At 70.0% G+C, this 18,992-nt stretch carries 18 protein-coding genes; 17 read left to right on the top strand and 1 reads right to left on the bottom strand.

What is annotated here, in order from left to right; translation table 11 throughout:
• Positions 1–76: 76 nt before the first annotated feature.
• From KIT86_RS01795 to KIT86_RS01720, 16 genes are read left to right on the top strand one after another with little or no spacing between them, the layout of a single operon-like run.
• Entirely contained in the window at positions 77–1,372 is a 1,296-nt protein-coding gene (locus tag KIT86_RS01795; RefSeq protein ID WP_297394414.1) for an aromatic ring-hydroxylating dioxygenase subunit alpha, read from the top strand.
• On the top strand, positions 1,369–1,863 hold the full coding sequence (locus KIT86_RS01790; protein WP_297394410.1) for an aromatic-ring-hydroxylating dioxygenase subunit beta: 495 nt from the start codon (positions 1,369–1,371) through the stop codon (positions 1,861–1,863). The genes KIT86_RS01795 and KIT86_RS01790 overlap by 4 nt, the downstream gene beginning before the upstream one ends.
• Before the next feature lie 21 nt (positions 1,864–1,884).
• Positions 1,885–2,721, top strand: a complete 837-nt coding sequence (locus tag KIT86_RS01785) for an enoyl-CoA hydratase-related protein (RefSeq protein WP_297394407.1) — start codon at positions 1,885–1,887, stop codon at positions 2,719–2,721.
• A gap of 47 nt (positions 2,722–2,768) precedes the next feature.
• On the top strand, positions 2,769–3,515 hold the full coding sequence (locus KIT86_RS01780) for an SDR family oxidoreductase (protein ID WP_297394404.1): 747 nt from the start codon (positions 2,769–2,771) through the stop codon (positions 3,513–3,515).
• On the top strand, positions 3,512–4,414 hold the full coding sequence (locus KIT86_RS01775; protein WP_297394401.1) for an alpha/beta hydrolase: 903 nt from the start codon (positions 3,512–3,514) through the stop codon (positions 4,412–4,414). The genes KIT86_RS01780 and KIT86_RS01775 overlap by 4 nt, the downstream gene beginning before the upstream one ends.
• Positions 4,411–5,889 carry a 3-oxoacyl-[acyl-carrier-protein] synthase III C-terminal domain-containing protein gene (locus tag KIT86_RS01770; RefSeq protein ID WP_297394399.1) on the top strand — a complete coding sequence of 493 codons (1,479 nt, stop codon included), beginning with the start codon at positions 4,411–4,413 and terminating at the stop codon, positions 5,887–5,889. The genes KIT86_RS01775 and KIT86_RS01770 overlap by 4 nt, the downstream gene beginning before the upstream one ends.
• A 3-nt stretch (positions 5,890–5,892) precedes the next feature.
• Entirely contained in the window at positions 5,893–7,095 is a 1,203-nt protein-coding gene (locus tag KIT86_RS01765; protein WP_297394397.1) for an acetyl-CoA acetyltransferase, read from the top strand.
• Positions 7,095–7,889: an enoyl-CoA hydratase-related protein gene (locus tag KIT86_RS01760; protein ID WP_297394395.1), complete on the top strand. Its 795-nt coding sequence runs from the start codon at positions 7,095–7,097 to the stop codon at positions 7,887–7,889. Before KIT86_RS01765 ends, KIT86_RS01760 begins: the two co-directional genes overlap by 1 nt.
• Positions 7,886–8,662: an enoyl-CoA hydratase-related protein gene (locus tag KIT86_RS01755; RefSeq protein ID WP_297394393.1), complete on the top strand. Its 777-nt coding sequence runs from the start codon at positions 7,886–7,888 to the stop codon at positions 8,660–8,662. The genes KIT86_RS01760 and KIT86_RS01755 overlap by 4 nt, the downstream gene beginning before the upstream one ends.
• Before the next feature lie 19 nt (positions 8,663–8,681).
• Positions 8,682–10,193 carry a 3-hydroxyacyl-CoA dehydrogenase gene (locus tag KIT86_RS01750; RefSeq protein WP_297394391.1) on the top strand — a complete coding sequence of 504 codons (1,512 nt, stop codon included), beginning with the start codon at positions 8,682–8,684 and terminating at the stop codon, positions 10,191–10,193.
• On the top strand, positions 10,190–11,035 hold the full coding sequence (locus KIT86_RS01745) for a MaoC family dehydratase N-terminal domain-containing protein (protein WP_297394389.1): 846 nt from the start codon (positions 10,190–10,192) through the stop codon (positions 11,033–11,035). The genes KIT86_RS01750 and KIT86_RS01745 overlap by 4 nt, the downstream gene beginning before the upstream one ends.
• Before the next feature lie 8 nt (positions 11,036–11,043).
• Entirely contained in the window at positions 11,044–11,946 is a 903-nt protein-coding gene (locus KIT86_RS01740; RefSeq protein ID WP_297394388.1) for a CoA ester lyase, read from the top strand.
• Complete coding sequence (locus KIT86_RS01735; RefSeq protein ID WP_297394386.1) at positions 11,943–13,265, top strand: FAD-dependent oxidoreductase; 1,323 nt, start codon at positions 11,943–11,945, stop codon at positions 13,263–13,265. Before KIT86_RS01740 ends, KIT86_RS01735 begins: the two co-directional genes overlap by 4 nt.
• Positions 13,265–14,935 carry an acyl-CoA dehydrogenase family protein gene (locus tag KIT86_RS01730; protein ID WP_297394384.1) on the top strand — a complete coding sequence of 557 codons (1,671 nt, stop codon included), beginning with the start codon at positions 13,265–13,267 and terminating at the stop codon, positions 14,933–14,935. The genes KIT86_RS01735 and KIT86_RS01730 overlap by 1 nt, the downstream gene beginning before the upstream one ends.
• Positions 14,932–16,143 (top strand): CoA transferase, encoded by a 1,212-nt coding sequence (locus KIT86_RS01725; RefSeq protein WP_297394382.1) that lies wholly within the window; start codon positions 14,932–14,934, stop codon positions 16,141–16,143. The genes KIT86_RS01730 and KIT86_RS01725 overlap by 4 nt, the downstream gene beginning before the upstream one ends.
• A 42-nt stretch (positions 16,144–16,185) precedes the next feature.
• Positions 16,186–16,800 (top strand): TetR/AcrR family transcriptional regulator, encoded by a 615-nt coding sequence (locus KIT86_RS01720; RefSeq protein WP_297394380.1) that lies wholly within the window; start codon positions 16,186–16,188, stop codon positions 16,798–16,800.
• On the opposite strand, the gene KIT86_RS01715 is transcribed toward KIT86_RS01720, so the two are convergent.
• Complete coding sequence (locus tag KIT86_RS01715; protein WP_297394379.1) at positions 16,757–17,770, bottom strand: DMT family transporter; 1,014 nt, start codon at positions 17,768–17,770, stop codon at positions 16,757–16,759. The two genes, KIT86_RS01720 and KIT86_RS01715, sit on opposite strands and share 44 nt — an antisense overlap.
• A gap of 186 nt (positions 17,771–17,956) precedes the next feature.
• Here KIT86_RS01715 and KIT86_RS01710 point away from each other — a divergent pair, with 186 nt between their 5' ends.
• Entirely contained in the window at positions 17,957–18,988 is a 1,032-nt protein-coding gene (locus KIT86_RS01710; RefSeq protein WP_297394377.1) for a TRAP transporter substrate-binding protein, read from the top strand.
• Positions 18,989–18,992 lie beyond the last annotated feature (4 nt).

The following is an 18,992-nucleotide window of genomic DNA, read 5'->3' as shown; positions in this document are numbered from 1 at the left end:
GTCTCGTCGGACTATTATTGCACCATCGCAAACGGACAACAAGACCGTTGCGCCCCGACACCACGGAGATGACACCTTGAGCAACTGCGCCCCTGTGATTCCCATTGCGCCCGCTGCCGCGACCGGCCCGGCCATCCGCTGGGACGACCTCATCCGCGATGACCACGTGCACGGCTCCCTGTACACCGACCTTGCGATCTACCAGGCCGAGCTGCAGAAGATCTGGTACCGCACCTGGGTGTATGTGGGGCACGAAAGCGAGGTGCCCCATGCCAACGACTACGTGGTGAAGTCGATCGGCCCCGAGCCCATCCTGATGACGCGCGACAAGGCCGGCCAGATTCACTTGCTGCACAACCGATGCCCCCACCGCGGCAACCGGGTCTGCATGACGGAGAAGGGCAATGCGCGCTCGTTCACCTGCCCGTACCACGGCTGGACCTTCGGCAACGACGGCGCGCTGCGCGGCTACCCGTTTCCCTCGGGCTACGAGGGCGCCGACCGCTCCAAGCTCGGCCTGGGCAAGGTGGCTCGCGTCGCCTCGCACCGGGGTTTCGTGTTTGGCTCGTTCGCACAGGAGGGCGAGTCGTTGCTGGAGCACCTGGGTGCGGCCGCAGGCGCGATCGATGCGCTGTGCCTGAATTCGCCCGAGGGCGAGGTGGAGGTCACGGCGGGTTACCTCAAGCACAAGGTCAAGGCCAACTGGAAGTTCCTGGTGGAGAACGAAACCGACGGGTACCACCCTTCGTTCGTGCACGCCTCGATCTTCGAGGTGGCGCAGAGTGGCATTGGCACGCTCTACGACAGCGACTCCACCGCCGTCTCGCGCGACTTCGGCAAGGGCCACACCGAGAACGACCTGCGCCCCGAGTTCCGCAAGCGCGATGTGCCCATGGGCTGGTTCGGCACCACGGCCGACCGGCTGCCGGCCTACGTCGCGCAGATGGAAGCCGCCTACGGCAAGGACAAGGCGCGCGCGATCATGATCGACGGCACGCCGCACATCATGATCTTCCCCAACCTGTTCATCGCGGAGATCCAGCTCTTCGTGTTGCAGCCGCTGTCGGTGGACCACACGGTGCAGCACGTCACCGCCATCCAGTTCAAGGGTGCGCCCGACATCAACCGCCGGCTGCGCCAGCAGACCATGGGCTCGGTGGGGCCGGCCGGCTTTCTGCTGGCCGACGACGCGGCGATGTACGAGCGCACACAGCTCGGCGTGCAGTCGAGCAACCCGGAATGGCTCTACCTCGGCCGGGGCCGCCACCGCGAGCGCCTGGACGAGAACGGCTACCGCATCAGCGACAACACCGATGAAACCCCCTCGCGCGGCATCTGGCGCCACTACAAATCCATGATGGAGGCCGCATGAGTTCCGTGCCCGATGCCCGCTCGCTGCTTGACGAGGTGACGCAGTTCATCTACCGCGAGGCGCGCTACCAGGACGACCACGCCTACGACGAGTGGGAGGCCCTCTGGACCGACGACGGCGTCTACTGGATCCCGGCGAATGGGGAGGGCGGCGATCCCGAGCAGGAGATGTCCATCATCTACGACAACCGCTCGCGCATCGCGCTGCGCATCCGCCAGTTCCACACCGGCAAGCGCTACAGCCAGACGCCCCAGTCGCGCCTGCGGCGGGTGGTCTCGAACGTGGAGATCCTCAAGCAGGATGGCGCGGAACTGCTGGTGACCTCCAACGCCATGGTGTTCGAGTCCTCCCCGGCGCGGGGCGACACCATCTGGGCCTCGCGCAACGAGCACACACTGCGCCGCGAGGGCGGTGCCCTGCGGATGGCGCGCAAGAAGGTGGTGCTGGTCAACAACGAGACCGCGCTGTATTCGATGGCCTTCCTCATCTAGCGCACCCGCAGGAGACACCCCATGGCACCCGAAGACAAGCACACGCCGCCGCCTCAGATGCGGATCGCCGAAGGACCGGCCCTGCTGGCCCTGCACGCCGATGGCGTGGCCCACATCCGCCTGAACCGGCCCGAAGCCGCCAACGGCCTGGACATGGCCATGCTGAAAGCCCTGCACGAGGTGATGACGGCGGTGCACGGCGATGGCCGCGTGCGCGCGGTGCTGATCACCGGCGAGGGCAGGAATTTCTGCGCCGGTGGCGACGTGCACACCTTTCTCTCCAAGGGTGAGGCGCTGCCCGATTACATCCGCATGGCCACGTCCTACCTGCAGATCGTCGCCTCCATGATGATGCGGCTCAACGCTCCGGTGGTCAGCGCGGTGCAGGGCTTTGCGGCCGGTGGCGGTGGCATGGGCCTGGTGTGCTCGTCCGACTTCGTGGTCGCGGGCGCCTCGGCGAAATTCCTCGCCGGCGCCACGCGCGTGGGCATGGTGCCGGATGCGGGCGTCTCGGTCACGCTCACCCACCTCGTGGGCCTGCGCAAGGCGATGGAGATCCTGATGCTCAACCCGGTGATCACCGCGCCGCAGGCCCTGGCCATGGGCCTGATCACCCGCGTCGTGGACGACGAACAGCTGCAGGACGAAGCCTTCACGCTGGCGCGCCAGCTCGCCGCTGGCGCGCCAGCCGCGCTGGCGGGCACCAAGCGGCTGCTGTGGAACGGTCTGAGCAGCGGCGTGGACGCCTGCATGCCCGAAGAAAACCGCATGCAGGCCCATCTCTCGGGCATGGCCGACGCGCGCGAAGGCCTGGCCGCCGTGATCGAGAAGCGCGCCCCCCACTTCACGGGTCGCTAGGATGAAACACCCCCGCAGCTCCCGCTTCGGTTCGAAGGCGTGCTGAGATGAGCCCTCCGACTCCGCCCCTCGCGGGCCGCAAAGCCTTCGTCACCGGTGGCGCCAAGGGCATCGGCGCGGCCATCGCGCGCCGCCTGGCCGCCGACGGCGCGATGGTGACCATCGCCGACCTCGACATCGACGCCGCGCAGGCGCTGGCCGACGGCATCTGGGCGCACGCCGTGCGGCTCGATGTGACCGACTTCGAGCAGGTCGCCGCCGTGCTGCAGGCGCACGGCCCCGTGGACATCCTGGTGAACAACGCCGGCGTGGATCAGCATGCCTTCTTCACCCGCACCACGCCGCAGGACTGGCGCCGCCTGATCGCGGTCAACCTCGAATCGGTGTTCGCCACCACGCACGCGGCCTTGCCGGCCATGCGCGCCGCAGGGCATGGGCGCATCATCAACATCGCTTCCGAAGCCGGTCGCCTGGGCTCGCGAGGCGGCGCGGTGTATGCCGCTGCCAAGGGTGGCGTGATCGCCTTCACGCGCTCCATCGCGCGCGAGAACGGCGACAAGGGCATCACCGCCAACGTCATCGCGCCCGGCCCCATCGACACCCCGCTGCTGCGCCAGGCGCTGGAGCAGGGCGGCGACAAGCTGCTGGCGGCCATGACCGGCGCCACGCTGGCCGGCCGCCTGGGCACGCCCGACGAGGTGGCCGCCGCCGTGGCCTTCCTGGCTCGCGCAGACGCGGCGTTCATCACCGGCGAGGTGCTGGGCGTGTCGGGCGGCATGGGGTGCGGCGCATGAGCGGTGCGGTCGACCAGGTGATCGAGCGCGTGCGCCGGGTCTACGGCAGCTGGAAGCGCGACACCCCAGTGGCTCAGATGCGCCAGGACTGGGACACGCTCTTTGGCGGCACACCGGTGGACGCGACCATCGACGACGTGAATGCCGATGGCGTGGAGGCCCAGTGGGTCAGCGCACCCGGGGCCGATGCGCAGCGCGCGGTGCTGTACTTCCATGGCGGCGGTTTCCAGGTGGGCTCGCTGGTCTCGCACCGCGAGCTGATGGCCCGGCTCTCCGCCGCCGCGCAATGCCGCGTGCTGGGCGTGGCCTACCGCCTCGCGCCCGAACACCGGTACCCCGCCGCGCTCGACGATGCGTCGGCGGCGTGGCAATGGCTGATCGGCCAGGGCTTCGAGGCCCGGCACATCGCGCTTGCGGGTGACTCCGCCGGGGGCGGCCTGGCGCTGAGCCTGCTGCTGCGCCTGCGCGACGCCGGCCAGCCGCTGCCCGCTGCCGCCGTGCTCATGTCCGCGTGGACCGACCTCACGGCCTCGGGTGCGAGCTACGGCACGCGCGCCGCCAGCGACCCCATCCACCAGCGGCCCATGATCGTGGCCATGGCCCGCAACTACCTGGGCAAGGAGGGCAACCCGGCCGACCCGCTGGTCTCGCCCCTGTTCGCCGACCTCCAGGGGCTGCCGCCGCTGCTGGCCCAGGTGGGCGACCGCGAGACCGTGCTCGACGACTCGCGCGACTTCGTGGCGCGCGCCAAAGAGGCCGGTGTGGACGCCACCCTGCAGGTGTGGGACCACATGATCCACGTGTTCCAGCAATTTCCCGCGCAGCTGCCCGAAGCGCGCGCGGCCCTCCAGGACCTGGGCCGCTTTCTGCGGCAACACCTCGAAAGAATAGACACATGACAGCAGGCATCACCGGATACGGCAGCTACATCCCTCGGCTGCGCCTGAGCCGCCAGGCCGTGGCCCAGGCCAACGCCTGGTACGCACCGCAGTTCGCGGGCCGCAAGGGAACGCGTTCCATGGCCAACTGGGACGAGGACAGCATCACCATGGCGGTGGCCGCGGCGCGCGACTGCCTGGGCGCGGCCGATGACCGCAGCCACATCGACAGCGTGCAGCTCGTCTCCAGCACGCTGCCCTTTGCCGAGCGGCTCAACGCCGGCGTGGTCTGCGAAGCGCTCACGCTGGACGAAAACGTGCAGGCCGTGGACATGGGCGGCTCCCCCAGCGCCGCGCTGAGCGCCTTGGTCGCCGGGCTGGACCGCGTGAACGCGCGCGGCGGCAACACCCTGGTGATCGCCACCGACCACCGCAAGACCCGCGCCGCCAGCTCGCAGGAGCTCGATTGCGGCGACGGCGCCGCCGCCGTCACCCTCGGGCACGAGAACGTGATCGCCGAAGTGCTCGGCAGTGCCACGCTCACCGTCGATTTCGTGGACCACTTCCGCATGGCCGGCGAAGACATCGACTACCACTGGGAGGAGCGCTGGGTGCGCGACGAAGGCATCAGCAAGCTGGGGCCCCGCGCCATCGCCGCCGCGCTGCAGAAGGCCGGTGTGGCCGCCGCCGCCGTGGACCACTTCATCTTCCCCACCACCTTCGCCAAGATGGATGCGCAACTGGCCAAGGCCTGCGGCATCCGCGCCGAGGCGGTGGCCGACTCGCTGGCCGCCACGGTGGGCGAGACCGGCACGCCGCACGCGCTGCTGATGCTCGCGGCGGTGCTGGAGCGCGCGCAGGCGGGCCAGCACATCCTGCTGGCGCAGTTCGGTGCCGGCGCACAGGCCGTGGTGCTGCGGGTGACGCCGGCCATCGCGGCCTTCCGCCCGGCGCGCGGCGTCTCGGGCTGGCTCGCGCGCGGCGTGGAAGAACAGAGCTACACCAAGTTCCTCTCGTTTCGCGAGCAGCTTCGCCTGGAGCGCGGCATGCGCGGCGAGCAGGACCGCAAGACCGCGCTGAGCACCGCCTACCGCCACCGCGCCGCCATCCTGGGCCTGGTGGCCGGGCGCTGCGAGGTCACCGGTTCTGTGCACTTCCCGCCCTCGCGCATTTCCTACGACCAGGGCAAGCCGCTGCAGGACACGCAGAAGCCTCACAAGCTCGCCGAGCGGCGTGGCCAGGTGCTGAGCTGGTCTGCCGAGTCGCTCTCGTTCCACCGGGCGCCACCGCACCAATACGGCCAGGTCGACTTCGAGGGGGGCGGCCGCATCCTCATGGAGTTCACCGACGTGGCCAAGGGCGACATCGCCTCGGGCACCGAGGTCGAGATGTGTTTCCGCATCAAGGACATCGACGAACTGCGCGGTTTCACGCGCTATTTCTGGAAGGCCACGCCCGTGGCCCGCGCCGCCGACACCACCGCATCCAAGGAGTAAGCCATGCCCATCGGCATCAAGGACAAAGTCGCCATTCTCGGCATGGGGTGCAGCAAGTTCGGGGAGCGCTGGGACGCCAGCCCCGAAGACCTCATGGTCGAGGCCTACAACGAGGCCATGGCCGACGCCGGGATCGTGCCCGAGCAGCTCGACGCCGCCTGGTACTCCACCCACATGGACGACGTGGGCACCGGCCGGGGCGGCACGCCCATGGGCATCGCCCTGCGCCTGCCCAACATCGGCGTGACGCGGGTCGAGAACTTCTGCGCCGGTGGCTCCGAGGCCATCCGCGCGGCGGTGTACGCCGTGGCGGCGGGCGCCTGCGACATCGCCATCGCGCTCGGTGTGGAGAAACTGAAAGACACCGGCTACGGCGGACTGCCGGTCTCGGCCGTGGGCACCTACATCCCGCAGTGGTACCCCAACGCCGTGGCCCCGGCCAACTTCGCGCAACTGGCCTCGGCCTACCAGCGCAAGCACCGCGTGGACCCGGCCCTGCTCAAGCGCGCCATCGCGCGCGTCTCCATCAAAAGCCACGCCAACGGCGCGAAGAACCCCAAGGCCCACTTCCGCCAGGCCGTGACCGAAGAGCAGGTGCTCAAGGCGCCCATCATCGCCGAGCCCCTGGGCCTGTACGACTGCGCGGGGGTCTCCGACGGGGCGGCGGCCGTCATTGTCACGCGGCCCGAGATCGCGCGAGCGATGGGCAAGCGCGACCTCGTGACCTTCAAGGCCCTGCAGGTCGCGGTGTCCAACGGCTGGGAGATGCACTCGAACGAGTGGGATGGCAGCTACGTGCACACCGCGCGCATCGCCGCCCGCAAGGCTTACGCCGAGGCCGGCATCGCCAACCCCGCCAGGGAAGTGAGCATGACCGAGGTGCACGACTGCTTCTCCATCACCGAACTCGTGACCATGGAAGACCTGGGCCTGTCCGGCGAGGGCGAAGCGGTGCGCGATTTCCTCGACGGCAAGTTCGACGCCGATGGCGCCATCCCCTGCCAGATCGACGGCGGCCTCAAGTGCTTTGGCCACCCCATCGGCGCCAGCGGCATCCGCATGCTCTACGAGATGTACCTCCAGCTGCAGGGCCGGGCCGGCCCGCGCCAGTTGAAAGACCCGAAGATCGGCCTCACCCACAACCTGGGCGGGCAGCCTTCGCAAAACGTGTGCTCGGTCTCCATCGTCGGCCTCGAGGGCGCATGATGAGCGGGCCCGTCGTGCTGGTGGACCGCCCCGCGCCGCACGTGGCGCGGCTGCTCATCAACCGCCCTGACAAGCGCAACGCCATCGATTTCGACGTGCGCCAGCAGCTCACCGAAGCGCTGGCCGCGCTGCTGGGCGATGGCACCGTGCGCGCCATCGTCTTCGGTGGCGCACAAGGTGTGTTCTCCGCCGGGGGCGACGTGCCCAGCATGGTGGGCCTGAGCGAGGCCCAGGCGCGCGAGCGCATGCGCCACATCCACCGGCTGTGCCAGCTCATCGCCGAGGCTGGTGTGCCGGTGGTCAGCGCCATCGAAGGCATCGGCGCGGGCGCGGCCGTGGGCCTGGCCCTGATGGGCGACCGCATCGTGGTCGGCGAGGGCACCAAGATCCTGTTCCCGTTTCTCAAGCTCGGCCTTGTGCCCGACTGGGGCCAGCTGCTCACGCTGCCGCGCCGCGTGGGCCTGCCGGTGGCGCGCCGCGTCCTCACCGAGGGCGTGCCGGTGAGCGGCAACGAGGCGCATCGCATCGGACTGGCGGACACGCTGGTGGCCGACGCCCAGGTGATGGCCACCGCCGTCGCCCAGGCCGCCGAGCTGGCGCTGCTGCCGCGCGAGGCCTTCGCGCGCATGAAGGCGCGGCTGAACCACCCCTCCACCTCGCTGGCCGAGGAACTGGCGCGGGAAGAAAACGACCAGGCCGTCTGCCTGCAGGGCGACGATTTCGTCGAAGGGCACGATGCCTATGTGAACAAGCGCGTGGCGGATTTCGTGGCGCGGCCGGGGGTGAAACGATGAGCCGTGAAGAAGCCGTGCGGGTGCTGCGAGAGGGTGCGGTGGGCACCGTCGTCCTCAACCGGCCCGAGAAGCGCAACGCGCTCGACCTGAGCATGCGCGCGGCCATTGCGCAGGCGGTGCGCACGCTGGCCGACGACGACGCGGTGCGCGCGATCGTGATCACGGGCGGGGAGGGCGTGTTCGCCGCGGGCGCCGACCTCAACCTGCTGGTGGACAAGGGCGCGCAGGACGTGGCCGACATCGACCTGGGCCAGTACTGGGCGCCAGTGGCTGGCTGCGGCAAACCCACCATCGCGGCGGTGAGCGGTTTCGCGCTGGGCGCGGGTTGCGAGCTGTCCATGATGTGCGACTTCATCGTGGCCGATGCCAGCGCGCGGTTCGGCCAGCCCGAACTGGCCGTGGGCATCATGCCCGGGGCGGGGGGCACGCAGCGCCTGGTGCGCACGGTGGGCAAGCAGGTGGCCTCGCTCATGCTGCTGACCGGCGAGATGATCAGCGGCGAACGCGCCTTCCAGCTCGGCCTGGTGGCCGAGCTGGCCGCCGAGGGCAAGGCCCTGGAGCGCGCCACCGAACTGGCGCGCAAGGCCGCCCGCATGCCGCCCAAGGCCGTGCGCGCCACGCGCAGCGTGCTGCGCCAGGGTGCCGACCTGCCGCTGGAGGCGGCGCTCTCGCTGGAGAACCGCGAGTTCCTGCTGCTGTTCGACACCGCCGACAAGACCGAGGGCATGCGCGCCTTCCTCGACAAACGCAAGCCCGACTTCAAGGGCCAATGAAGCCATGACCTCCAACAACGTGAAACCGCTCACTCTGGGCGTGGTCGGCGCCGGCGCCATGGGGCGCGGCATCGTTCAGCTGTTCGCCCAGGCGGGCCACCGCGTGCGCTGCTTCGACGCCGCGCCCGGTGCCGCCGGCAAGGCCGTCGAGTTTGCGCTCGGCATGATCGGCCGTGGCGTGGAAAAAGGCCGTCTCAGTGCCGAGGCCTTCGAGGCCATCCGCGCGAAGGTCTCGGCCTGCGACGAGATCGCCGGGCTCGCGGGCTGCGACGTGGTGATCGAAGCCATCGTGGAAGACCTGGCCGTCAAGCGCCAACTCTTCGCGGCGCTCGAAGACGTGGTTGAGCCGACCACCGTGCTGGCGAGCAACACCTCGTCGCTCACCGTGGCCGACATGGCCGCCGTCTGCCGCCACCCGTCGCGCGTGGCGGGCCTGCATTTCTTCAACCCGGTGCCGCTCATGAAGGTGGCCGAGGTGATCGCCGCGCTGCGGACCTCGCCGCAGACGGTCCAGACCCTGAGCGAGCTGGTGAACGGTGCGGGCCACCGCGCCGTGGTCACGGCCGACCAGCCCGGGTTCCTGGTGAACCACGCCGGGCGTGGCCTCTACACCGAAGGCCTGCGGGTGCTCGAAGAACAGGTCGCCTCGCCGGCCGATGTGGACGACGTGCTGCGCGAAGGCGCGGGTTTCCGCATGGGCCCCTTCGAGCTGCTGGACCTCACCGGCCTGGACGTGTCGAGCAAGGTCATGGCCTCGATCTACGAGCAGTTCCAGCACGAGCCGCGCTTTCGCCCCTCCTCGCTGGTGGCGCCGCGCGTGGCCGCCGGCCTGTTCGGTCGCAAGACAGGCGAGGGCTGGTACACCTACGACGGCGACACCCGCCGCGCCGGGCCCGCGCGCACCGGGCCAGCGCCGCGCGCGGGGGCGGCCGTGTGGATCGCTCCGCAGGCCAGCGGACGCGCCGGGCTGGCGGCCCAGCTCAGCGGCGCGGGCGCGCGGCTCACCGACGACGCGGCCCAGGCCGAGGTCTGCATCGTGCAGCCCTGGGGCGGTGACGCCAGCCACGCGGCCGCCGAGCTCGGCCTGGACGCTTCGCGCACCGTGGCCGTTGACCCGCTGGTGCCGCTGGCCCTGCGGCGCACGCTCATGCTCACCGCACTCACCTCGGCTGCCGCGCGCGACACCGCCTGGGGCCTGCTGGCCGCTGATGGCGTGCCGGTCACGGTCATCAACGACAGCCCGGGCTTCATCGCCCAGCGCGTGCTCGCCACCATCGTCAACATCGCGGCCCACATTGCGCAGCGCGGCATCGCCAGCGTGGCCGACATCGAGGACGCGGTGAAACTCGGCCTGGGGTATCCGCACGGGCCGCTCGCCTGGGGCGAGCGCATCGGCGGCGCGCGCATCCTGGAGATCCTTCGCACCCTGCAGGCCCAGACCGGCGACCCGCGCTACCGGCCCAGCCCCTGGCTGGTGCGGCGCGTGGCGCTGGGGGTGTCCCTGCTGACACCCGAGGCGGCGCGCGCATGAACATCGACATGGCGCACTTGCGCGAATGGATCGGGCGTGAGCAAGTCGCCGAACAGGCGCTGGAGCCCTTTCCCGCCGTCGCCCTGAGCGGGCTGCTGGACCACGCCACCCCTGCGGCCGCAGGCGATGCGCTGCCGCTGCCCTGGCACTGGCTGTACTTTCTGGAGGCGCCTTCGCGCGCCGCCACCGGTGTCGACGGCCATCCGCAGCGCGGCGGCTTCCTGCCGCCGGTGCCGCTGCCGCGCCGCATGTGGGCGGCGGGCGCGCTGCAGTGCGAGCACCCCCTGCGCCTGGGCGCGACCGCGCGCAAGACCTCCACCGTGCGCAGCGTGGACCTGAAGGAGGGCCGCAGCGGCCCGCTGGTCTTCGTCACCGTGGACCACCGGCTGGAGCAGGATGGCCGCGTCTGCATCCAGGAGACGCAGAACATCGTCTACCGCGAAGCCCCCACCGGCCCCGCGCCGTTGCCGGCGGGCGAGAAGGCCGCGAAAGCGGCGCAGTGGTCGGCCATGCTCAGTCCCGATCCCGCGCTGCTGTTCCGCTTCTCTGCACTCACCTACAACGGCCACCGCATCCACTACGACCGCGACTACGCGGTGCGCGAGGAGTTCTACCCCGCGCTGGTCGTGCACGGCCCCTTGCTGGCCACCGCGCTGCTGGACCTGCTGGCGCGCGGGCGGCCGGGTGTGCCCGTGCGGTCGTTTTCATTCCGCGCCCTGCACCCCGCGTTCGACACCGACACGCTGCAGCTCTGCGCGGCGGCCGACGGCGACACGGTCGAGCTCTGGACGCAGGACGCGCTCGGCCAGGTGGGCATGGCGGCCCGCGCCACGCTGGGTTGAGCCTGGCCATGCGCAACGACCCGATCTGGCGCTCCATGCTGTTCGTGCCCGCGCACGTGCCGCGCTTTGTCGAGCGCGCGCATGCGCGCGGCGCCGATGCCTGCGTGCTCGACCTCGAAGACAGCGTGCCGCTGGCGCTGAAGGCCCAGGCGCGCGATGCCGTGCCGCGAGCCGCCGCCGCCATCGCGGCCCATGGCACGCCGGTGCTGGTGCGCGTGAACCAGCCCTGGGAGATCGCCGCGCCCGACATCGACGCCGCGGTGGGCCCGGCCGTGAGCGCGCTGGTGCTGCCCAAGGTAAACGACGACGCCACCGTGCGCGAAGTGGCGCGGCGCATCGACCGCGCGGAGGCGCAGCGCGGCCTGCCTGCAGGGCACACGCGGCTGATTGCGCTGATCGAAGACGTGCAGGCCCTCTCGGAGCTGGACGCCATCGCGCGCAGCACGCCGCGCATGCTGGGCATGATGCTCGGCCCCGAGGACTTCTCGGCCTGCGCCGGCATGGCGCCGGTGCGCGAGGCGCTGATGCTGCCCAACCAGATGGTGCTGTTTGCCTGCCGGCGCGCCGGCATCCTGCCTTTCGGCTTCCCCTGCTCCATCGCCGACTATGGCGACGCCCAGGCCTTCGCGCAGACCATCCGCCTGGCCCGCCAGCTCGGCTTCGTGGGCGGCCTGTGCATCCACCCCACACAAGTCGCGGTGATGAACGCCGGCTTTTCCCCTTCTCGCGAAGACATCGAACACGCGCGCGGCGCCATCGACGCCTTCGAGGCCGCCGAGCGCGAGGGCCGCGGCGCGGCCGAGTACCGCTCGAAGATGGTCGATCTGCCGGTGGTGGCCCGCGCCCGCGAAACCCTGCGCCGCGCCGCCCTGAGCGCCCCCCTTTCCATCCCACAGGAGACAAACCCATGAACACACACAACACGGTGTACGACGCGGTCGTGATCGGTGCCGGCGCCGGCGGGCTCAGCGCCGCAGCGCGCCTGGTGGCCGCCGGCCGCAAGGTGCTGGTCGTCGAGAGCCTGGGCCGCGTCGGCGGCCGCGCATCGAGCGAGCAGATCGACGGCTTCACCGTCAACATCGGCGCCATCGCCATCGAGCGCGGCGGCGTGTTCGAGGAAACCTTCGGTCTGCTGGGCGTGCCGCTGGACATCCGCGAGCCCAGCCCGGCCACCGTGTTCCTCATCGACGGCAAGATCATCAACGTGGCCAAGGGCGGCTGGGGCATGCTGCTGGGCACCTTCACCAAGCAGGCCGCCAAGATCGGCACCAAGTTCGCCGACGCCCGCGCCGGCGACCTGCCCGAGGCCAAGATGAGCACCAAGGAGTGGCTCAGCCAGTACACGAAGAACGAGACCGTGCACGCGATCTTCCGCAACCTGTGCGCCGCCATCTTCGCCGCCAACGACGACGAGGTGCCCGCGCGCGCCTTCCTCACCTACTTTGCGGTGAAGGGCGCGTTCAAGCGCTTCGGCTTCTGCCCGCGCGGCACCGTGGGCCTGTGGAACGACCTGGCCGACGGCATCCGAAAGGCCGGCGGCGAGATCTGGCTCGACGCGCCGGTGACCCAGCTGCACACCCAGGACGGCCTGGCCAGCGGCGTGACCGTGATGAAGGAGGGCGTGGCCACGCGCATCCAGGCGCGCACCGTGATCAGCAACATCGGCCCGCGCGCCACGGTGGACCTGCCCGGCGGCGAAGCCTTCGGCGCCGACTACATCGAGCTCGCGCACACCGCGCCCCGGCCTTCGGCCAACATCGTCATCAACTTCGCCACGCAGCAGCGGCTGGTGGACGTGCCCGGCCTGGTCACCTTCGGCAAGACGCGCCGCCTGTGCAACATGGGCGAACTCACCGCCACCTGCCCCGAGCTCGCGCCGGCCGGCTGGTACCAGTACGTGGCCTACGCCGTGCCACGCCCGGCCATCGGTGACTTCGACGAGAAGACCGAGATCGAGGCCTCGCTGCAGGACCTGCGCGACGAGTTCCCCGGCTTCGCGCAGGCCAAGATGCTGTCGGTGCGCGTGATGCGCGACGGCTGGCCGGCCCAGCGCTCCTGCGCCGGCTTCGACATGCCTCAAACCACGCCCCTGGCCAACCTCTGGCACGTGGGCGATGCGGTGAAAGACTACGGCGACGGCGGCACCCAGGCCTGTGCCTACACCGGCCGCGAAGCCGCGCGCCTGGCCCAGGCCCACCTCGACAGCGCCCGCGTGGCGGCGGCGGCGTGATGGCTGCCGCGGAACTGGCACCCCAGGTGGACCGGGCGCGCGCGCTGCTGGCGCGGCTGCGCCCGCTGTTCGAGCACGGCGTGGCCGCGCTGGCCAGGGCCTGCGCCCCGGGCGGCAAGCTCGACAGCGCGAAGCTGGACGAGCAGCAGGTCGCGACCTTCGAGATCGCCTGGGCCAGCGCCGACCTGCTGGCCGCCGAGACCGCGCTGGCGCGGCTCGATGGTGATGCGCTGCAGTCGCAACTGGCCCTGATCTTCGCGGTGGACGCCATCGCCGCGCTGCTGCCGCGCCTGGAGGCGCTGCACATCGAATTCGGCCTGCCGCTTGCGCCCCTGCAGCAGCTGGGTGCCGATGCCGATTGGGCCGCACTGCGCGGTGCGGCCTGTGGCGCGCAGGCGCTCACGGCGGCGGGCCGTGCCCTGGTGGCCGCCGGTGACGCGGTGGAACTGGGCAGCGTGGCGCTGCAAGACCCGGTGGTGATGGCGCAGGACGCCTTCCGCCGCTTCGCCGCCGACGTGGTCTCGCCACAGGCCGAGCACATCCACCGGCACGACGAAACCGTGCCCGAATCGCTGCTGCAGCCCATGCGCGACATGGGCGTGTTCGGCCTGTCCATTCCGGAGTCGCACGGCGGCACCGGACCCGACGAGGGCGAGGACGCGACCATGATGGTGGTCGTCACCGAAGCCTTGTCCGAAGCCTCGCTGGCCGCGGCCGGCAGCCTGATCACGCGGCCCGAGATCCTGAGCCGCGCGCTCATCAGCGGCGGCACCGACGAGCAGAAGGCCACCTGGCTGCCGCGCATCGCGGCGGGCGACCCGCTGTGCGCCATCGCCATCACCGAGCCCGACTACGGCTCCGACGTGGCCAGCCTGGCGCTCAAGGGCACGCGCACCGAAGGTGGCTGGCTGCTCAGCGGTGCCAAGACCTGGTGCACCTTCGCGGGCAAGGCCGGCCTGCTGATGGTGGTCGCGCGCACCCACCCCGACCGATCGGCCGGCCACCGGGGCCTGAGCGTGCTGCTGGTGGAAAAGCCTTCCTATGACGGCCATGCCTTCGACTTCGAGCAGCCCGGCGGCGGGCGCCTGCGCGGCAAGGCCATCCCCACCATCGGCTACCGCGGCATGCACTCGTTCGACCTGGCCTTCGACCAGTTCTTGGTGCCCGATGCCCATGTCATCGGCGGCGAGGGGGGCCTGGGCAAGGGCTTCTACTTCACCATGGCCGGCATGGTCGGCGGGCGCATGCAGACCTCGGCCCGAGCCTGTGGCGTGATGCGCGCGGCGCTGCGCGCCTCGATGCGCTACACGGCCGATCGCAAGGTGTTCGGCGCGCCGCTGCAGGACTATGCGCTCACCCTGGCCAAGCTCGCGCGCATGGCCGCGCGGCTGGCGGCCTGCCGCACGCTGGCCTATGCGATCGCCGAGCAACTCAACGCCGGCGCAGGGCGCATGGAAGCCAGCCTGGTCAAGCTGCTGGCCTGCCGCTCGGCCGAGATGGTCACGCGCGAGGCACTGCAGTTGCACGGCGGCATGGGTTACGCCGAGGAAAGCGCGGTGAGCCGCTACTTCGTGGATGCCCGCGTGCTCTCCATCTTCGAGGGCGCGGAGGAAACCCTGGCGCTCAAGGTCATCGGCCGCAGCCTGCTGGAAGACGCACTTTCATCATGAAACCCATTCTCAGCGGCATGCGCGTCATCGAAGCCGCCGCCTTCGTGGCCGCGCCCCTGGGCGGCATGACGCTCGCGCAAATGGGCGCCGACGTGATCCGCATCGACACCCTGGGTGGCGGGCTGGACTACAAGCGCTGGCCCGTGACCCAGGACGACGTGAGCCTCTTTTGGTGCGGCCTCAACAAGTCCAAGCGCTCGGTCGCGCTGGACCTGGGCCAGCCCGAGGCGCGCGAAATCGCCATGGCGCTGATCACCGCGCCCGGCGAGGACGCGGGCATCCTGCTCACCAACTTTCCGCCGCGCGGCTGGCTCGACCACGACAAGCTCAGGGAGCGGCGCGCCGACCTGATCCAGCTCACGGTGCAGGGCGACCGGCACGGCGGTTCGGCGGTGGACTACACCATCAACTCGCGCGTGGGCATTCCCTACATCACCGGTGACGAGCGCGGTGCGGCCACGAACGAAGCCGTCAACCACGTGCTGCCGGCCTGGGACCTGGTCACCGGCCAGATGGCGGCCGTGGGCCTGCTGGCCGCCGAGCGCCACCGCCTCAAGACCGGCCAGGGCCAGCACGTGAAGCTGCCTCTCGAAGACGTGGCGCTGGCGGCCGTGAGCCACCTCGGCCTGATCGCGGAGGCGCAGCTCGGCCAACATCGTGAACGCCACGGTAACGAGTTGTTTGGCGCTTTCGGCCGCGACTTCTTGACGGCCGACGGTGAGCGCGTGATCGTCGTCGGCCTGACCTTGAAGCAATGGCAGGCGATCTGCGAGGCCATGGGCTTGACGCAAGCCGTGAAGGCACTGGGCGAGCGCCTGGGCCTGGACCTGGACCTGGAAGGCCACCGCTTTCGCGCGCGCAAGGAGCTGGGCGCGCTGGTGGAGGCGTGGATGTGCCGGCACACCCTGGCCGAGGCGGCGGCGGCACTGACGAAGCAGGGCGCGTGCTGGGGCAAGTACCAGACCCTCGCGCAGCTGGTCACGCAGGATGAAGCCTGCTCGCCGGCCAACCCGATGTTCACCACGATCGACCAGCCCGGGGTCGGGCCCCACCTCGCGGCGGGCCTGCCGTTGAACTTCTCCGGCATGCAGCGCCTGCAGGCGGGCACCGCGCCCACGCTGGGCCAACACACGGATCAGGTGCTCTACGAACTCCTTGGGGTCTCCCAGGCGCAGTTTGGTGTTCTTCGCGAACGTGGCGTGGTGTAGTTACGTCAGAATAGCCGGCTCAAAAACCTGAGCTGGAACACGATGGCCCGATCACTCGCAAGGAACCACGACCACAAGCGCCAGAAGATCCTCGATGTCGCCGCGGCGCTCTTCGCCAGCACCAGCTACGAAAGTGCCCGCCTGCAGGACATCGCGGCGGCGGCGGGCATGTCCAAGTCTGCGCTGTACCACTATTTCCCCGGCAAGGAGGTCCTGCTGCTGGAGATCATCACCGAGCACATCATGCGCTCGGTGGCCGAGCTGGAGGCGATCGCGCAGGGCCCGGGCACTAGCCGGGAGCGCCTGATCCATCTGGTGCGGGCCATGGTGACGCGGGCCGCCGAGAAGCGCCACGAGCACACGGTGCTGACCAACGACCTCAAGTTCCTGCCGCCGCTGCAGCAGCAGGAAATCAAGCTCGAACAGGCCAAGGCGCTGGACTTCGTGGTGGACCTGCTCACGGACATCAACCCCAACCTCATGCGGCGGCGGCGCGAGAGCGCGGCCTATGCGCTGTTCCTCTATGGCTCGATGATCTCGACGGCAAGCTGGTTCCGCCGCAGTGGCGGCATGACGCCGCACGAACTCGCGGACCGCCTGACCGAGGTCTACCTCAAGGGCTTCGATGGCGGGGAGCATCCGCCGGGCTATAGCTGAACTGCGTGGCCGCCACGCCCACGCCGGCCATCACCGCGCCGGCGATCTTCAGGGCGCTGAAGGTTTCGCCCAGCGCCAGCCACGAGATGAAGCCGGCCACGGGCGGCAACAGGTAGAGCAGGGGGGCGGTGCGCGCCACGCCGAGGTGGTCGTTGAGCCAGCCCCAGGCCAGCCAGCCGGCGAACGACGCCACCGCCAGCGACCACAGCAGCCCCCACCAGATCGCCGCCGGCAGGCTGGCCCAGGGCACCTGCAGCGCCTGCGGCGCGTTGATGAGCAGCATCGGCACCATCGCCAGCAGCGTGGTGTAGGCCATGACCAGCGTGACGCCGTGGCGGCTGAACAGCCGTGACGCGGCCACGGTGTGGGCAGAGAACAGCAGGGCGGCGAGCAACAGCAGCAGATCGCCCAGGCCCTGCGTGCGCCCGGGCAGCGTGACCGGCGGCTCCCCGGCAAGCCCGTGCCACAGCCCGATGGGCGAAGGCAGGGCGCTCCACGTGAACTTGTCCGACAGGAACACCAGCACGCCCGCCATCGCCAGGGCCACACCGCCCAGCTGCAGGCGGGTGAAGCGCTGGCTGTGCAGGACGTGCACCAGCAACAGCGTGAACATGGGTCCGAGCGCAGAGATGAGGGCGCTGGAGAAGGCGGTGGACAGGTGCATGGCCTGCGTCATCACGTTGACGTGCGCGACGTGGCCGAGCGCGGCCAGGCCCGCCAGGCCCAGCCAGTCGCGCCGCTCCAGCTTTGGCCAGCGCCAGCCGTGGCGCCACAGCAGGAGGGCGACGGCACAGGCCGGCGTGACGAGGTAGCGCGCGAAGACCAGGGCGTCTGGCCCGATCTGCGCCATCACCGCTTTCTGGACGCTGTAGTTGCTGCCCCACAGCAGCATCAAGGCCAGCGCCACCGCCAGGGCGAGCCGGCGGCGCGGAGCGCCGGCGTCCGGCGGGTTGTCGGGCTTTCGGGTCATTAAAACCGTCCTAAGAGTCTGGTTAGAAATCTGTCAAGTAGCAGCGATGTCGCATGATTCGACTGGTGATACGGGAAATCCCTAGGGAATTTTTTCATCCATTTTATTTCTTAAACCGTCCCGTCGGTCTATTATATAGCCCGTCAGTCGTTGGTCGTCCTCACGTCAATCCACCAGGAGACAAGCATGCGTTTTTCCCTTCCCCGGCTCGCCGCCGCCCTCGCTTTGACCGGTGCCTTCGCCGCGGGCGCACCCGCCGTGGCGCAGACCACCACCCTGAAATACTCCAACTGGCTGCCGCCCGGGCAGGCCATGCGCGTGGAGGTGGTGGAGCCGTGGATCGCCGAGGTCGAGAAAGCCACGCAGGGGCGCGTGAAGATCGAGACCGCGCCCAAGGTGGTGGGCACGCTGCCGGCGCAGTTCGATGTGGCCCGTGACGGGCAGGCCGATCTGGTGATCTTCATTCCGGGCTATACGCCCAACCGTTTCGACCTGCTCGAGGTGCTGCAGCTGCCCTTCGTGAGCGACAACCCCGAGGTGTACGCACCGCTGGCCGACCGCTTCTACCGCAAGCACCTGGCCTCCTACAACGAATTCAAGGGCGTGCACCCGCTGTCGGTCTACGTCGTCTCGCCCGGCCAGATCTTCAACTCCAAGCGCCCGCTGCGCAGCGTCGCGGACTTCAAGGGCCTGAAGATGCGCAGCCCGCAGACCAGCGCCACCCAGGCGCTCACGCTGCTGGGCGCGGTGCCGATCTCCAAACCCGTGAGCGAGACCTATGAGCTGCTGTCCTCCGGCGTGATTGACGGCACCTTCATGCCGCCCGAGTCGATTCCCGCGTTCAAGCTGACCGAGCTTGTGCCCTACGCCACCATCGTGCCGGGCGCGGTCTACAACACCGTGCTGGTGCTGGGCATCAACGAGGACAAGTGGAAGTCGCTGCGGGCCGAAGACCGCGAGGCGATCTCCCGCATCTCGGGCGATGTGTTCGCGCGCCAGATCGGCCGCGCCTACGCCAATGGCGACAAGGCCGCCTTCGAGACCATGCGCAAGGCCGGCAAGCCCGCCGAGGTGTTCCCGGCCCCTGCGCTGGCAGAGATGAAGCAGGTGCTGCTGCCCATCGAGCGCGAGTGGATGGACAAGGCGAAGAAGAAGGGCATGGCCGATCCGCAGAAGGTGCTTGACCAGCTGCGCGCCGACATCGCCGCCGCCCGATAAGCCG

The organism is Hydrogenophaga sp. (genome assembly GCF_026125825.1).
In the GTDB taxonomy this organism is placed as follows: Bacteria; Pseudomonadota; Gammaproteobacteria; order Burkholderiales; family Burkholderiaceae_C; genus Hydrogenophaga.
Note: the sequence above shows the minus strand (reverse complement) of the source record. Positions and strands in the feature narration are given on the sequence as shown.

What these genes read in the sequence shown, in the direction of transcription:
- KIT86_RS01790 (WP_297394410.1), top strand. Translation starts at nt 1,369, where the DNA reads ATGAGTTCCGTGCCCGATGCCCGCTCGCTGCTTGACGAGGTGACGCAG.
- KIT86_RS01785 (WP_297394407.1), top strand. Translation starts at nt 1,885, where the DNA reads ATGGCACCCGAAGACAAGCACACGCCGCCGCCTCAGATGCGGATCGCC.
- KIT86_RS01780 (WP_297394404.1), top strand. Translation starts at nt 2,769, where the DNA reads ATGAGCCCTCCGACTCCGCCCCTCGCGGGCCGCAAAGCCTTCGTCACC.
- KIT86_RS01775 (WP_297394401.1), top strand. Translation starts at nt 3,512, where the DNA reads ATGAGCGGTGCGGTCGACCAGGTGATCGAGCGCGTGCGCCGGGTCTAC.
- KIT86_RS01770 (WP_297394399.1), top strand. Translation starts at nt 4,411, where the DNA reads ATGACAGCAGGCATCACCGGATACGGCAGCTACATCCCTCGGCTGCGC.
- KIT86_RS01765 (WP_297394397.1), top strand. Translation starts at nt 5,893, where the DNA reads ATGCCCATCGGCATCAAGGACAAAGTCGCCATTCTCGGCATGGGGTGC.
- KIT86_RS01760 (WP_297394395.1), top strand. Translation starts at nt 7,095, where the DNA reads ATGAGCGGGCCCGTCGTGCTGGTGGACCGCCCCGCGCCGCACGTGGCG.
- KIT86_RS01755 (WP_297394393.1), top strand. Translation starts at nt 7,886, where the DNA reads ATGAGCCGTGAAGAAGCCGTGCGGGTGCTGCGAGAGGGTGCGGTGGGC.
- KIT86_RS01745 (WP_297394389.1), top strand. Translation starts at nt 10,190, where the DNA reads ATGAACATCGACATGGCGCACTTGCGCGAATGGATCGGGCGTGAGCAA.
- KIT86_RS01740 (WP_297394388.1), top strand. Translation starts at nt 11,044, where the DNA reads ATGCGCAACGACCCGATCTGGCGCTCCATGCTGTTCGTGCCCGCGCAC.
- KIT86_RS01735 (WP_297394386.1), top strand. Translation starts at nt 11,943, where the DNA reads ATGAACACACACAACACGGTGTACGACGCGGTCGTGATCGGTGCCGGC.
- KIT86_RS01730 (WP_297394384.1), top strand. Translation starts at nt 13,265, where the DNA reads ATGGCTGCCGCGGAACTGGCACCCCAGGTGGACCGGGCGCGCGCGCTG.
- KIT86_RS01725 (WP_297394382.1), top strand. Translation starts at nt 14,932, where the DNA reads ATGAAACCCATTCTCAGCGGCATGCGCGTCATCGAAGCCGCCGCCTTC.
- KIT86_RS01720 (WP_297394380.1), top strand. Translation starts at nt 16,186, where the DNA reads ATGGCCCGATCACTCGCAAGGAACCACGACCACAAGCGCCAGAAGATC.
- KIT86_RS01715 (WP_297394379.1), bottom strand. Translation starts at nt 17,770, where the DNA reads ATGACCCGAAAGCCCGACAACCCGCCGGACGCCGGCGCTCCGCGCCGC.
- KIT86_RS01710 (WP_297394377.1), top strand. Translation starts at nt 17,957, where the DNA reads ATGCGTTTTTCCCTTCCCCGGCTCGCCGCCGCCCTCGCTTTGACCGGT.